Origin of the sequence: Flexivirga aerilata (assembly GCF_013002715.1) — a bacterium.
GTDB classification, from domain to species: domain Bacteria; phylum Actinomycetota; class Actinomycetes; order Actinomycetales; family Dermatophilaceae; genus Flexivirga; species Flexivirga aerilata.
In genome coordinates this window covers 405,960-419,648 of the sequence record NZ_JABENB010000003.1, presented here as the reverse complement: position 1 = coordinate 419,648, position 13,689 = coordinate 405,960, and the positions used below count along the sequence as shown (strand labels likewise).

Sequence of the window (13,689 nt, the reverse complement as noted above, 5' to 3'; positions counted from 1 at the left end):
GGGGCGCGCACAAGTCGCAACGGTCGCGGGGCGCGCACGCGGGTCAGCCCTCCTGACTGTCGAGCACCTCGCGCAACTCGCCGTCCTCGGCGGCCGACGACTCGGCGGCCTCGGAGGTGAGCTGCTGCGGGTCGAGGTCGGGGTCACCCGGACAGTCCTCGTCGGTGCGCGCGCCGGCAGCGGCCTGATGCGTGAAGCTCTCCAGCTCGGCGAGCACCGCCGCGTGCTGGTCGACGCAGAGCATCACCAGGTCGCCGGGGTTGGCGATGCGCACCGAGTGCCGTGTCGCGTCGAGTTCGTCGAGCACGGTGACGACCTGCCGGCAGCGCGCTCCGTCGGCCATGGCCGCCCGCACGCCCTCCTCGAGCAGCTTCGCCGACTCGCCCGGGGCACGGCGCCGCAGATTGGCGTCCTCGCGCAGCACGAGCACGTCGAAGTGGTGCGCCGCGATCGCTCCGAGTTCGCGGATGTCGTCGTCGCGCCGGTCGCCCGCGGCGCCGACCATGCCGATGCGGGAGATGCGGTGCTCGGCCGCGCCCTGCCGGGCCTTGACGTAGGACTCGACGAAGTCGCCGAGCATCCGCATGCCGGGCGGGTTGTGGCAGTAGTCGACGAACACCTCGGCGTGGTTGACCTCGACCCGGTTGAGCCGGCCGGGGGACAGGTAGTAGGTGGTGTCGAAGGTGCGCAAACCCTGCCGGATGTCGTGCAGCGGCGCACCCGCCGCAAACGCCGCGCCCGCGGCGGCCAGCGCGTTGGCGACGTTCATCCGGGCGGCACCGCCGAACGTCGACGGCAGCAGGTGGGTCCACGCGAGCGGCATCGACCGCCGACCCTGCTTGAGCACGATCATCTCGCCGCGATCGGACGGTTCGAGTACGACGGCACGCGCTCCTCGACGGCATCGCTCCTCGATGAAGTCGCGCACCGGGCTGCCCGGCGGTTCCATGGAGAACCACACGATCGTGCCGCGGCAGCGGCGCCGCATGGCTCGCACCAGCCGGTCGTCGGCGTTGAGCACTGCGAAGCCGTCACGCGGAACCGCTTCGACGACAACGGATTTGACGTCCGCCAGCTGTTCGAGCGTGTCGATGCCGCGCATTCCGAGGTGGTCGGTCTGGATGTTGGTGACGACGGCGATGTCGTTGCGGTCGTAGCCGAGGCCCTCGCGCAGGATGCCACCGCGGGCGACCTCCATCACCGCGAAGTCGACCCGCGGGTTCTGCAGAACCATCCGTGCCGAGCGCGGCCCCGAGGCGTCGGCGCGGATCACCAGGCGCTCGTCGATGACGATGCCGTCGGTGGACGTCATACCGACCTTGCGGCCGAGGCCCTTCATGATGTGCGCGAGCATCCGCGACGTCGTGGTCTTGCCGTTGGTGCCGGTCACCGCGACGATCGGCACGCGCGACGGCGAACCGGGCGGAAAGAGCAGGTCCACCACCGGCTTGGCGATGAACTGCGGCTCGCCCACCGTCGGGTGGGTGTGCATGCGGAAACCGGGTGCGGCGTTGACCTCGCAGATCGCGCCGCCGGTCTCGCGGACCGGTGCGGTGATGTCGGGGCAGATGAAGTCGATGCCGGCGATGTCGAGACCGATGAGTTGTGCTGCCTCTTCGGCGATTTCGACGTTGTCCGGGTGTGCGTCGAAGGTGCGGTCGACCGAGATGCCGCCGGTCGACATGTTGCCGGTGAGTGCCAGCTTCACCATGTCGCCCGTGGCGGGCACGTCGTCCATCGCATAACCCTGCTCGCGGACCAGCTCGATCGCGGCGTCGTCGACGGTGATGCGGGTGAGCACCTTCTCGTGCCCGACCCCGCGCCGGGGGTCTGCGTTGGTGATCTCGACCAGCTCGGCGACGGTGTGCTCGCCGTCGCCGACCACGTGCGCCGGCACCCGCTCGGCGATGGCCGCCATGCGCCCACCGATGATGAGGCACCGGTAGTCCTTGCCGGTGATGAAGGACTCGACCTGCACGACCCCACGGCGGCTCTGCTCCTCGGCCAGCGGGAAGGCCTCGCGCACCTCGTCATCCGACTTCAGGTCGAGGATCACGCCTCGGCCGTGATTGCCGTCCAGCGGCTTGACGACGACCGGGTAGCCGATGCGCCGGGCAGCCGCGACCGCGTCGTCCGCGGTGCGCACGGTCTCGGCCTTCGGCACCGGGAGCCCGGCCGAGCCGAGCAGGTTGCCGGTGAGGTGCTTGTCGCCGGCGATGTCGACCGCGAGGGCCGAGGTGTTGGACGTCATCGTCGCCCGGATCCGCTGTGCGTGGACGCCCTGCCCGAGCTGCACTAGCGAGTGCTGGTTGAGTCGTGTCCAGGGTATGTCGCGGCTCACCGCCTCCTCGATGATCGCCGCGGTCGACGGCCCGAACGCGGTGCGCGCCGCCAGTCGCAGGAAGCGCTCACGCTCGGCGTCGAAGTCGAAATCGGCTGTGGGGTGGACCAATTCGTTGACCAGGCGGACTGCCAGCTCACCTGCAGCGAGACCGACGCGCTCGTCGTAGAAGCCGAAGATGACGTTGTAGACGCCGGGCCGGTTCTTGTCCTCGCGGGTCTTGCCGCGGCGCAGGTCGTGACCGGCCTCCTGCTGCAGCTCCAGCGCCACGTGCTCGGCGACGTGTCCCAGCCAGGTTCCCTCCCGCATGCGCTCGACGAAGCCGCCGCGGTGTCCGCGCGAGCAGGTGTGCTCCTCGATGCGCGGCAGCAACTCGATCAGCCGGTCGGTGAAACCGGGCAGCGTGTCGGTCGGGAACGCCTCGAGCGCACCGAGGTCGACGACCAGGTGCACGGCCTGGTCGTAGGACCACACGTTGGGGCCGCGGTAGACCCGGGTCTGGAGCACCTTCAGGTGCGCGTCAGCCGGCGGCGTGGGGGAGTTGGTCGAAATGGTCGTCAGTCCTTCGCGGAGAGGGAATGTGGGTGGAGCCCCCGAGTCTGGTGCCGCCGGCTCAACGGCGCAACGCCGCGGCGGCGGTGGCCGCGTCGTGCCGGTCCCGACTGGTCGAGACGGCCAGATCGGCATACTTCTCGGAGAAGTCGGTGAGGGTCGCCGTGGGCAGGTCGAAGGTCGCCCCGAACGGCAGGGTGTGTACGACGGCGCCGGTCACGAGCAGCGGCGCGTCCCGGCGGGCTTCGTGCGCGTCGGTGACCGCGTTGCGCGCGTCCACCACGAACACCGCTCCGGAGCCGACGACGGTCAGCTCGGTGCCGTCGGTGATCTCGGCGGCGGTGTCCTCGTCGATGCCCATCCCGAGCAGGCTCGGCGAGGTCGCGACCAGCGACAGCAGCCGCCCGTAGCGGGCCCGCTGGTCGAAGTGCTGATCGACGATGACGCCGGGCAGCAGACCTAGTCCGGCGGTGAGCTGGCTCGAACGCTGTCGGGGCGTCACGCCCTCGTCGCCCATCGAGATCATGAACTGGCTCATGATCGACGCGCCGGCCGAGGTGCCGGCCACCACCGCGCCGCGTTCGTAGGCCTTGAGGATCGACTCGCCGAGCGGCGTGCCGACGATCAGCTGACTGAGCTTCAGCTGGTTGCCGCCGGAGAGGAAGATGCCCGTCGCGTTGTCGACCAGGTCCCGCAGCTCCTGATCGCTGCTCGCGACCCGGGTGCGCGGGTTGACCGCGTCGATCTGCGGCGCGCCGAGCCGGGAGAAGACCGTGGAGTAGACGTCCACTACCTCGTCCGGGACCGACGACGCGGTCGGGATCACGACGATGCGCGCCTTGCGGCCGCCCGCGAGCCGGACGAAGCGGCGCAGGATGGTGACCCGGCCGACCTTGTCCTCGGCCCCACCGATGACGAGCAGGGACCGGTGCGACGCCTCAGACATGGGAGGAGTCTAGTGAGCCGTCCCGCGCGCCCGCCGCATCGTCGGCATCGTCGGCGTCCTCGACCTCGTCGCGGGAGATGCCGAGCATGAAGAGCACCGCGTCGAGGTAGGGCACGTTGACGGTGGCGTCCGCCTGCTGGCGCACGACCGGCTTGGCGTTGAACGCCACGCCGAGCCCGGCCGCGGCGAGCATGTCGAGGTCGTTCGCGCCGTCGCCCACGGCCACCGTGCGGGACAGCGGAAGCGCTTCGGCTTCGGCGAATTTGCGCAGTGCGCGGGCCTTTTCGGCGCGATCGACCACGGTGCCGGAGACGCGCCCGGTGAGCTTGCCGTCCCGCACCTCGAGCTGGTTGGCGTGGGCGTGGTCGATGCCGAGTTCGGCGGCCAGCGGGCCGACGATCTCGAGGAAGCCGCCGGAGACCACGGCGACGGTGAAGCCCAGCCGCTTGACCGTGCGCACCAGGGTGCGTGCTCCCGGCGTGAGGCGTATGGCGGAGCGCACGTGCTCGAAGACCGACTCGTCCAGGCCGGCGAGCGCCCGCACGCGTTCGTGCAGGCTCTCGGTGAAGTCCAGCTCGCCACGCATCGCCCGTTCGGTCACCGCGGCCACCTCGGCCTCGCGTCCGGCGTGCGCCGCCAGGAGCTCGATGACCTCGTCCTGGATCAGCGTGCTGTCGACGTCCATGACGAGCAGCCGCCGTCCGCGGCGGGCGAGGCCGCCGGGCGCGACCGCGACGTCCAGATTGTGGGCAGCCGCGACCAGGGCCAGCTCCCGGCGCAGGGACGTCACATCGGCCCCGGACAGGTCGAGCTCCAAGGTGGTGACCGGGTCGCGCGAGAGTCGTCGTACCCGGTCGATGTTGGCGCCCTGGTCGCCGATCGCCGCGGTGAGCGCCGCCAGGCCGGTGGCCGGCAACGGAGCGCCGATCACGACGACCGACGCGCGGCCGGTGCGCCGGGCCGGGTTGTCACCCTGGCCGGCATCCCGGCTGATCGTCAGCCCGTGAGCCTCCGCCACCGCGTCGAGGTCGGCCGCCAGCCGGTCGGCGGCGCCGGCGGACGGCTGCAACAGCGCGGTGAGCAGCAGCCGCCCGCGGACCACCGCCTGCTCCAGGTCCAGCACGACGGCGCCGGTCTGCGCCGCGGCGGCGAGGAGTGCGCCGGCGACCCCCGGACGGTCCTCGCCGGTCAGGGTGACCAGCAGTGTGTCGTTGTGTGAAATTGCCTGTGGTGCGGGGTGATTCACGCCTCGATGACCGTTCCCTTGCCGATGACGGTGATGCCGGAGTCGGTCACGGTGAAGCCGCGAGCCCGGTCCTCCTCGGGGTCCAGGCCGATGCTCGCACCGGCCGGGACGTGCACATCCTTGTCGATGATCGCCCGGCGGATGCGGCAGTGCCGGCCGATGTCGACGTTGTCCATCAGCACCGAGTCGTCGACCTGGGCGAAGGAGTGCACCCGCACGTTGGGCCCGAGGACCGAGCCTGCGATCACCGACCCGCTGACGATCGTGCCGGAGGAGATCATCGAGCCGGTCGCCATGCCCTGCCGGGCGGAGGCGCCGTGCACGAATTTCGCCGGCGGGTAGGAGCTGGCGTCGGTCAGGATCGGCCAGTCGTAGTTGTAGAGGTTGAAGATCGGGTGGATCGACACCAGGTCCATGTGGGCGTCGTAGAAGGAGTCGATGGTGCCGACGTCGCGCCAGTAGCCGAAGTCGCGCTCGGTGACTCCGGGGATGTCGTTGTCGCGGAAGTCGTAGGCGTATGCGTCCCCGCTCTGCACGAACGCGGGGATGATGTCACCGCCCATGTCGTGCTTGCTGCCGTCGTGCTCGGCGTCTGCGGTGACCGCCTCGACGAGCGCGTCGGTGTCGAAGACGTAATTGCCCATCGACGCGAGCACTTCGTGCGGGGCGTCGGCCAAACCCACCGGGTCGGAAGGCTTTTCGCGGAAGGCGGCGATCTTGCGGTCACCGCCGGCGCCCAGCTCGATGACACCGAACTGGTCGGCCAGCTCGATCGGTTGCCGGATGGCGGCGACGCTCGCCCGAGCGCCGCTCTCGATGTGCTGGTCGAGCATCTGGGCGAAGTCCATCCGGTAGACGTGGTCGGCGCCGACCACCACCACGTAGTCCGGCCGCTCGTCGTGAATCAGGTTGAGACTCTGGTAGATCGCGTCCGCGGACCCGGCGAACCACTGCTTGCCCATCCGCTGCTGCGCGGGCACCGGCGCGACATAGTTGCCGAGCATCGTCGACATCCGCCAGGTCTTGGTCACGTGCCGGTCGAGACTGTGCGATTTGTACTGCGTCAGCACGACCATCTTCAGGAAGCCGCTGTTGGCCAGGTTGGACAGCGCGAAGTCGATCAGCCGGTAGATGCCGCCGAACGGCACCGCCGGTTTCGCCCGGTCGGCCGTGAGCGGCATCAGTCGTTTGCCCTCGCCGCCGGCGAGGACGATCGCTAGAACGGAAGGTTCACCACGTCGCGCCATACGGATAACTTAGGACCCACGGAGCGCTAGCGTCTGGTGTTGTGCGAGTCGATCTGCTGACCAAGGAATATCCGCCCAACATCTATGGCGGCGCGGGGGTGCACGTCGCGGAGTTGGTGCGGGCGCTGCGCGAGCGCGGCGACACCGTGCAGGTCCGGGCGTTCGGCGAGCCGGTGGACGAACCGGACACGACCGGCTATGCCGATCTGCCCGAGCTCGCCGAGGCCAATGCCGCCTTGCGCACCATGGGTGTCGACCTGCAGATCGCCCAGGACTGCGCCGGTGCCGATCTGGTGCATTCGCACACCTGGTATGCCAATTTCGCCGGTCAGCTGGCCTCGATGCTGCACGGCGTGCCGCACGTGGTGACCGCGCACAGCCTCGAGCCGCTGCGGCCCTGGAAGGCCGAGCAGCTCGGCGGCGGCTACCGGCTCTCGTCGTATGTCGAGAAGTCCGCCTACGAGGCGGCCGCGGCGGTGATCGCGGTCAGCCACGGGATGCGGGCCGACGTGCTGGCCAGCTATCCCGATCTCGACCCGGCCAAGGTGCACGTGGTGCACAACGGGATCGATGCGCAGCTGTGGCAACGCAATACCTCGCCGGAGGCGACCGAGATCGTGCGCCGGCACGGCGTCGATCCGGAGCGGCCGAGCGTGATCTTCGTCGGCCGGATCACCCGGCAGAAGGGGTTGCCCTATCTCCTGCGCGCGGCCGCCGAGCTGCCGCCGGACGTGCAACTCGTGCTGTGCGCCGGCGCACCGGACACGCCGGAGATTCTCGCCGAGGTCGAAGGCCTCGTCGACGGTCTGCGCAAGCACCGCACCGGCGTCGTCTGGATCCCGGACATGCTGCCGCGTGCCGAGGTGATCGCATTGCTTTCGGCCGCAACGGTTTTCGTCTGCCCGTCGGTCTACGAACCGCTCGGCATCGTCAACCTCGAGGCCATGGCGTGCGGCGCTCCGGTGGTCGGCACGGCGACCGGCGGCATCCCGGAGGTGGTCGCCGACGGTGAGACCGGCTGGCTGGTGCCGATCGACCAGGTCAGCGACGGCACGGGCACCCCGAAGGACCCAGACCGCTTCGTGCGAGATCTCGCCGACACGCTGACGACCGCGGTGAGCGACCCTGCTGAGGCGCGGCGGCGGGGCGAGGCCGGCCGGGAGCGCGCGGTCCGCGAATTCGGTTGGGACACAGTCGCTTCGCGCACCCAGGAGGTGTATGACGCGGTGCTGCGCGCCTGACGGGTGCTGGTCTCGATACGCCTCGCCTAGCGGCTCGGCTACTCGACCAGCGGGGGTTCCTCGCCTAGCGGCTCGGCTACTCGACCAGCGGGGGTTCCTCACCTGGCGGCTCGGCTACTCGACCAGCGGTTTTGCCCCGGAGCGGGAGCTTTGTGCTGATCGAGTAGCCCGGAGGAGCGAAGCGGGGGAGGGCATATCGAGATCAGTCGCCGGCCGATCCGACGGGTGGTCTCGATACGCCTCGCCTGGCGGCTCGGCTACTCGACCAGCGGTTTTGCCCCGGAGCGGGAGCTTTGTGCTGATCGAGTAGCCCGGAGGAGCGGAGCGGGGGAGGGCATATCGAGATCAGTCGCCGGCCCGCATGCCGGCCAGGTTGAGCGCCGCGGCGGTGGTCGCCTGTGCCATGGCGGTGTCGGCGGCGGCTTGCAGATCGAGCAGGGCCCGCTGGCGGCCCGCGTCGGAAGCGGCGTCGACGGCATGTGAGTGCGTCAGCGCGAAATCGACTGCGGCGCCGACGGTTCCGGCGGTCTGCAGGACCCTGATCGCCCGTCCGGGTAGTCCCGGCGGCAGCCCCCACTCGCGCAGCGCCACGACATCGTCGGCGGTCGCGCGAAGCGGCGAACCGACGAAGGGCTGCACGTCCAGCTGCTCGAGCGCCTCGGTCGAGCGCGCCAGCCGGCCACGCAGCTCGCGCTCGATCTGCGACTCGTGCAACGCCTCGAGCTGATGTGCCGGGGTCGGCGCGCAGTCGAAGGCGGTGAGCCGCACCGCGGTGCCCTCGTCGCCCTCCGGGCCGAAGATCTCCACCGTCGGCACCAGCGCGCCGCCGAGCGCGGGCACGAACACGCATTCGCCGGCCTCGGTCGCCGCGGCCATCAGGTCGGGGTTGCCCCTCGGCATACCGGTCAGGTCGCCGGAGCGGGGGAGTGCGCACGCGAGCACCCGCTCGCCGAAGTCCTGCCAGGTGCGCAGGTATTCGGTGTCGCCGGTGAGATGGTCGATGTCGGGCAGCGCGCGGCGCACGGCTTCCTCCAGGTCGACGTGGCCCGCCCAGGCAGCGGTCACCCAGAGGCTGAGGCGCACGGAGGCAGGCAGCGTCGACATCCCCGTCACTGTAAAGAGGTAGTGCCGGGCCGACGCGCGGGCCCGCCCCTGTCGCACGGGCAGTGCCGCGCAGGCAATAGGGTTCGAGCCATGAGCGATGTGCTGGCTCTCGCCGATGTCAGCGTCGTGCGCGGCGGCAAGCGCCTGCTCGACGGTGTCGACTGGGAGGTCGAGGAGGGCGAGCGCTGGGTGGTGCTCGGCCCCAACGGCGCCGGCAAGACCACCTTGCTGCAGCTGGCCGCTGGGCGCCTGCACCCGACGTCCGGCGTCGTCGGCATCCTGGAAGAAGTGCTCGGCGCGGTCGACGTCTTCGAACTCCGCCCGCGCATCGGGCTGGCGTCGGCCAGCATCGCCGAACGCATCCCGAACGCCGAACGCGTGGGCGACGTGGTCGTGACGGCGGCATACGGCATGGTCGGGCGCTGGCGCGAGAAGTATGACGACTTCGACCACGGTCGCGCCGCCGAACTCCTCGACGCGCTCGGGGCGGGCCCGCTGATCGACCGCCGCTTCGGCACGCTCAGCGAGGGCGAACGCAAGCGCGTCCAGATCGCCCGCGCGCTCATGACCGACCCGGAGCTCATGCTCCTCGACGAGCCCGCCGCGGGGCTCGACCTCGGTGGCCGGGAGGACCTGGTCGCGCGCCTGGGCGAGATCGCGCAGGACGTGGAGGCTCCCGCCCTGGTGCTGGTGACGCATCACGTGGAGGAGATCCCGGCCGGCTTCACCGACGTGCTCATGCTCCGCGACGGCAAGGTCGTGGCGCAGGGGCCGATCGAGGCGACCTTGACCGCGGACAACCTCTCGGCGACGTTCGGTATGCCGCTGACCCTCGACCGGCACGACGACCGGTGGACCGCCCGCGCCGTCGCCGCTCCGACCGCCCGGCACGCGGCGCACTAGGGCGGCAGCGTTGTCGCTGACGCAGGCGCTGCTGATCATGCTCGCCGGGGTCGCCGCCGGCACGATCAACACGATCGTCGGTTCGGGCACGCTGGTCACCTTCCCGACGCTCCTGACGTTCGGCTACCCGCCGGTGGGCGCCAACATCTCCAACTCCCTCGGACTGGTGGCCGGGGGAGTGTCGGGGTCGTGGGGCTACCGCTCGGAGGTCTCCGACGCCAGACAGCGCCTCCGGCAGCTGGCGCCGATGTCCTTCCTCGGGGCGGTCGCCGGCGCCCTGCTGCTGATTTGGCTGCCGGCATCGGCGTTCAAGGCGATCGTGCCGGTGCTCATCCTGGTCGGCATCGTGCTGGTGCTGATCGGCCCGTGGCTGCAACGCCGGGCCGCCGCCGCCCATCACGACGAGCCCGGTGAACACGCCGGCCGGGGCAGGCTGCTGCTCTCGTTGGGAGTGTTCGGCGCCGGCGTCTACGGCGGCTACTTCGGCGCCGCGCAGGGCGTGCTGCTGATGGGGCTGATGAGCGCGCTCATGACCGACCCGTTGCAGCGCATCAACGGCATCAAGAACGTCCTCGGCACGGTCGTCAACGCGGTCGCCGCCCTGACGTTCCTGGTCGTGGCGTTCGACAAGGTGCACTGGGATGTCGCCGGGCTGATCGCGCTGGGCTCGCTGATCGGCGGGCTGACCGGCGCCGGCGTCGGACGGCGGTTGCCGCCTTGGGCGCTGCGCGCCTTCATCGTGGTGGTCGGGCTGGTCGCGATCTGGCAACTGCTCGCCGGGTGACGCGGGATCCCGCAAACTTGTCAGCTGTTCGGATATTCTCCCGTCGTGCTCAACCAACGCCGGTCGGGGTGATCTTGCGGTGATGTCCGATGATTTTCGATGAGTTGATGCGCGCGCACGGGATCTCCACCGTGCCGCGCGCGGGCCTGGCCATGTCGCACGCTGCGCGGCAGCCCGCTGCAGCCCCTCAGGTGCGCGCGCAACCGGCGACGGTCGAGGCGGTGCGCGCTGCGCCCGCACCGGCCCCGCCACCCCTGCGCGCGCAGCCGGCGACCGTCACCACCGTGACCGCGGAGGCGGTGCGCGCGTCGGTGCCGCCGCCGGCGGACAGTGAGGAGCTCGAGCGGGTGCGGCACAGCCTGCGCCAGCATCGGGTCGCCCTCGGCAACAACCTCGCCGACGTGGTCGGCACCCTGCCCGGTGCGGCATTCGGCGCCCTCGTCGCCGAGTTGTTGCGCCGCACCGGTTTCACGGTGCTCACCGCGCTGACCACGACCACCTCGGGCAGCGGCTCCGCATCGGAGGGGCTGATCTCCCGGGACCCGCTCGGCATCGACCGGCTGTGGCTGCGCGCCGTGCAACTGCCGCCGCGCTGGGTGATCGACCGGTCGCACCTGCAGGGCTTCGTCGACGCGGCGCGGATGGCCGGCCAGGAGCACGGGCTGCTGATCTCCACGGCCGTGCTGACCGCCGAGGCGCAGTCGGCAGTCGCGCAACTCGGCGCCGGCATCAGCGTCATCGACGGCCCGCGGCTCATCGAGCTGATGCTGCAGCACGACCTCGGACTCGCGCCCGAGCTGCGGGTCGTCGTGCAGCGGGTCGACCGGGCGTTCTTCGCGAGGTTGTAGCGCGACCTGGGGTTGGCCGACATCTAGGGTTGGCCGACGTGCCGGTCATCGAAATCACCGATCCCGCCGACGAACGGGTCAAGGACTACTTCGGACTCACCGACGTCGCGCTGCGGCGGCGCCTCGAGCCGGAGAACGGTCTCTATCTCGCCGAGAGCGAGAAGGTGATCCGGCGGGCGCTGGCTGCGGGACACCGCCCGCGGTCCTATCTGATGGGGCGGCGCTGGCTGACCGACCTGGCGGACCTGGTCGAGCAGGCCGACCACGACGGGGTGCCGGTGTATGTCGGCGATGCCGACGTCATCGAGACGATGACCGGCTTCCACCTGCATCGTGGCGCGCTCGCCTCGATGCACCGTCCCGTCCTGCAGCCGTATGCCGACCTGGTCGCCGCCGCGCAACGGGTCCTGGTGCTGGAGGACATCGTCGACCACACCAACGTCGGCGCGATCTTCCGCTCCGCGGCCGCGCTCGGCGTCGACGCGGTGCTCATCACCCCGCGGTGCGCCGACCCGCTCTACCGGCGCAGCGTGCGCGTCTCGATGGGCACCGTCTTCCAGGTGCCCTGGACGCGCATCGAGCCCTGGCCCGAAGGGGCGAAAACTCTGCAAGAGCAAGGGTTTTCGGTCGCGGCGCTCGCGCTCTCGGACGATGCGGTGACGCTCGACGAGTTGATTGCCGACCTGCCGGATCGGCTCGCACTGGTGCTGGGGGCCGAGGGCGACGGGTTGTCCCGTCATACGTTGGAGATGAGCGACCGGGTGGTGCGCATCCCGATGGCCGGTGACGTCGACTCGCTCAACGTCGCCGCCGCGAGCGCGGTGGTGGCGTGGGCGACACGCCCGGCCACCCATCGGGGTGAGCCAGGAGCACGCCGATCGCAGTAGGTTCTGTAGAACGACTGTCCACACGTCGAAAGGCGCACGATCATGGACGCAACAACCTGGTGGATCATCATCGGCATCGTGGTCGTCATCGCGATCCTGGTGCTCATCGCGATGATGATGAACAAGCGGCGCGCTGCCGCACACCGCGAGGAGGCACAACAGCTACGGCAGGAGGCGCGCAAGGGCGAGCCCACGGTGGTGGAGGCGCAGCAGCGCGCCGAGACCGCGACGGAACGGGCCGACCAGGCTCGCGCGGAGGCCGACGCCAAGGAGGAGCAGGCGCAGCAGCTGGAGCAGGAGGCGAAGTACGAGCAGGACACCGCCGCCGCCGTCCGCCGTGACCACGCCGACACCCTGCGTCGCGCCGACGAACTCGACCCGGACACCCCCACCGACCGGCACGGCAACCGGGTCGAGGGCACCCGTGACGACGCCAAGCAGGAGCGCTACCGCGACGAGGCGGCGCCGGCGGCCGCGGCGACGGCCGGCGGAGCGACGGCAGCCGGGGCCAACGACCCGGCCCGGGACGAGATCGCCGACGAGCGCGGTGTGACCGGGCAGCGGTCGACCGCCGACGACACCTATGCCGAGGGTGCGCGGGCCGACGAGTCCGGCCGGTCCGGCACCGACTACCGCAGCACGTCCGCGCAGAGCGGTTACGAGCGGGAGGCGACCGGCAGCGGTTACGACCGGGAGGCGACCGGCAGTGGTTACGACCGCGAGAGCACCGGCGCGGAATACAACCGCGAGTCCGCCGGGACCGGCTACGAGACGAGCGGGGCCGGTTACGCGGCGACCGACGCCGGCCGGGACACGCACAACCGGCGTGCGGACGACCAGCCGTACGACGCGCAGTCGACCACCGGGTCGGCCTACGAGCAGGGTTCGACCACTGCCCAGGGCTCGACGTATGACCAGGGTTCGACGTACGACCAGGGCTCGGCCACCGGTCAGCAGGGTTACACCTCCCACGACCAGAGCTCGTCATACGACCAGGGCTCGACGTACGACCAGACTGCAGCCACCGGCCCGCAGGGTTACACCTCGCACGACCAGAGCTCGTCATACGACCAGGGTTCGACGTACGACCAGGGTTCGACGTACGACCAGGGCTCGGCCACCGGTCAGCAGGGTTACACCTCCCACGACCAGGGTTCGTCATACGACCAGACCCGCTCGGGTGACCAGGGCGTGTATGACCAGCAGGCACAGGGCGGTTCGACCTACGACCAGCAGGCGCAGGCGCCCGGGCAGCCGGCATCGGGCACGGCCGGTACACCGGTCTACGACCAGACCTCCGGGCAGCACACGACGACCGGCGACGCCGCTGGCAGCGGCTGGAGCGACCGCGGCGACACCTCCGCCGCCGAGGACGGCGGCGTGCGCTCGCAGGCCGACGGCCTGCGTGGTGACCGGCACGTGACGTCCGAGCGCGACCTGGCCGACAACGGCTACGCCGCGCCCGAGGACGGCGGGGACGACGCACAGCAGGGCGACGGCAAGCGCCGCCCGGGCCTGGTCGACCGGCTCAAGGGCGTCCGCGACGATCTGCAGGACCGCCGCAACGACGGTCGCTGACCGGCAGCAACG

General features: G+C 70.7%; 11 protein-coding genes. 6 read left to right on the top strand and 5 right to left on the bottom strand.

Annotated features, from left to right (window positions below; all coding sequences use genetic code 11):
* Nucleotides 1–43: 43 nt before the first annotated feature.
* The 4 genes from cphA to glgC all read right to left on the bottom strand — a co-directional run bounded on the left by cphA (nt 44) and on the right by glgC (nt 6,332).
* Nucleotides 44–2,848 carry a cyanophycin synthetase gene (cphA, locus tag HJ588_RS17580; protein ID WP_425483562.1) on the bottom strand — a complete coding sequence of 935 codons (2,805 nt, stop codon included), beginning with the start codon at nt 2,846–2,848 and terminating at the stop codon, nt 44–46.
* Between the two features lie 106 nt (nt 2,849–2,954).
* Nucleotides 2,955–3,839: a cyanophycinase gene (locus tag HJ588_RS17575; protein ID WP_171158035.1), complete on the bottom strand. Its 885-nt coding sequence runs from the start codon at nt 3,837–3,839 to the stop codon at nt 2,955–2,957.
* Nucleotides 3,832–5,085, bottom strand: coding sequence for a phosphoserine phosphatase SerB (gene serB, locus HJ588_RS17570; protein ID WP_343036782.1), 1,254 nt, complete (start codon nt 5,083–5,085; stop codon nt 3,832–3,834). The genes HJ588_RS17575 and serB overlap by 8 nt, the downstream gene beginning before the upstream one ends.
* Nucleotides 5,082–6,332, bottom strand: coding sequence for a glucose-1-phosphate adenylyltransferase (gene glgC / locus HJ588_RS17565; RefSeq protein ID WP_171158032.1), 1,251 nt, complete (start codon nt 6,330–6,332; stop codon nt 5,082–5,084). The genes serB and glgC overlap by 4 nt, the downstream gene beginning before the upstream one ends.
* A 41-nt stretch (nt 6,333–6,373) precedes the next feature.
* Between glgC and glgA the strand changes: the two genes are divergently transcribed.
* Nucleotides 6,374–7,573, top strand: a complete 1,200-nt coding sequence (gene glgA, locus HJ588_RS17560) for a glycogen synthase (protein WP_171158030.1) — start codon at nt 6,374–6,376, stop codon at nt 7,571–7,573.
* Between the two features lie 345 nt (nt 7,574–7,918).
* On the opposite strand, the gene HJ588_RS17555 is transcribed toward glgA, so the two are convergent.
* On the bottom strand, nt 7,919–8,677 hold the full coding sequence (locus tag HJ588_RS17555) for a hypothetical protein (RefSeq protein WP_171158029.1): 759 nt from the start codon (nt 8,675–8,677) through the stop codon (nt 7,919–7,921).
* A gap of 90 nt (nt 8,678–8,767) precedes the next feature.
* On the opposite strand from HJ588_RS17555, the gene HJ588_RS17550 reads away from it, so the two are divergent.
* The 5 genes from HJ588_RS17550 (at nt 8,768) to HJ588_RS17530 (ending at nt 13,677) form a co-directional block, all read left to right on the top strand.
* Complete coding sequence (locus HJ588_RS17550) at nt 8,768–9,580, top strand: ABC transporter ATP-binding protein (protein ID WP_171158027.1); 813 nt, start codon at nt 8,768–8,770, stop codon at nt 9,578–9,580.
* 10 nt (nt 9,581–9,590) lie between these two features.
* Nucleotides 9,591–10,364, top strand: a complete 774-nt coding sequence (locus HJ588_RS17545; protein WP_171158025.1) for a sulfite exporter TauE/SafE family protein — start codon at nt 9,591–9,593, stop codon at nt 10,362–10,364.
* 89 nt (nt 10,365–10,453) lie between these two features.
* Nucleotides 10,454–11,212, top strand: coding sequence for a restriction endonuclease (locus tag HJ588_RS17540; RefSeq protein WP_171158022.1), 759 nt, complete (start codon nt 10,454–10,456; stop codon nt 11,210–11,212).
* A 38-nt stretch (nt 11,213–11,250) separates the two neighbouring features.
* Nucleotides 11,251–12,099: a TrmH family RNA methyltransferase gene (locus HJ588_RS17535; RefSeq protein WP_171158020.1), complete on the top strand. Its 849-nt coding sequence runs from the start codon at nt 11,251–11,253 to the stop codon at nt 12,097–12,099.
* 42 nt (nt 12,100–12,141) lie between these two features.
* Nucleotides 12,142–13,677: a hypothetical protein gene (locus HJ588_RS17530; RefSeq protein ID WP_171158018.1), complete on the top strand. Its 1,536-nt coding sequence runs from the start codon at nt 12,142–12,144 to the stop codon at nt 13,675–13,677.
* Nucleotides 13,678–13,689 lie beyond the last annotated feature (12 nt).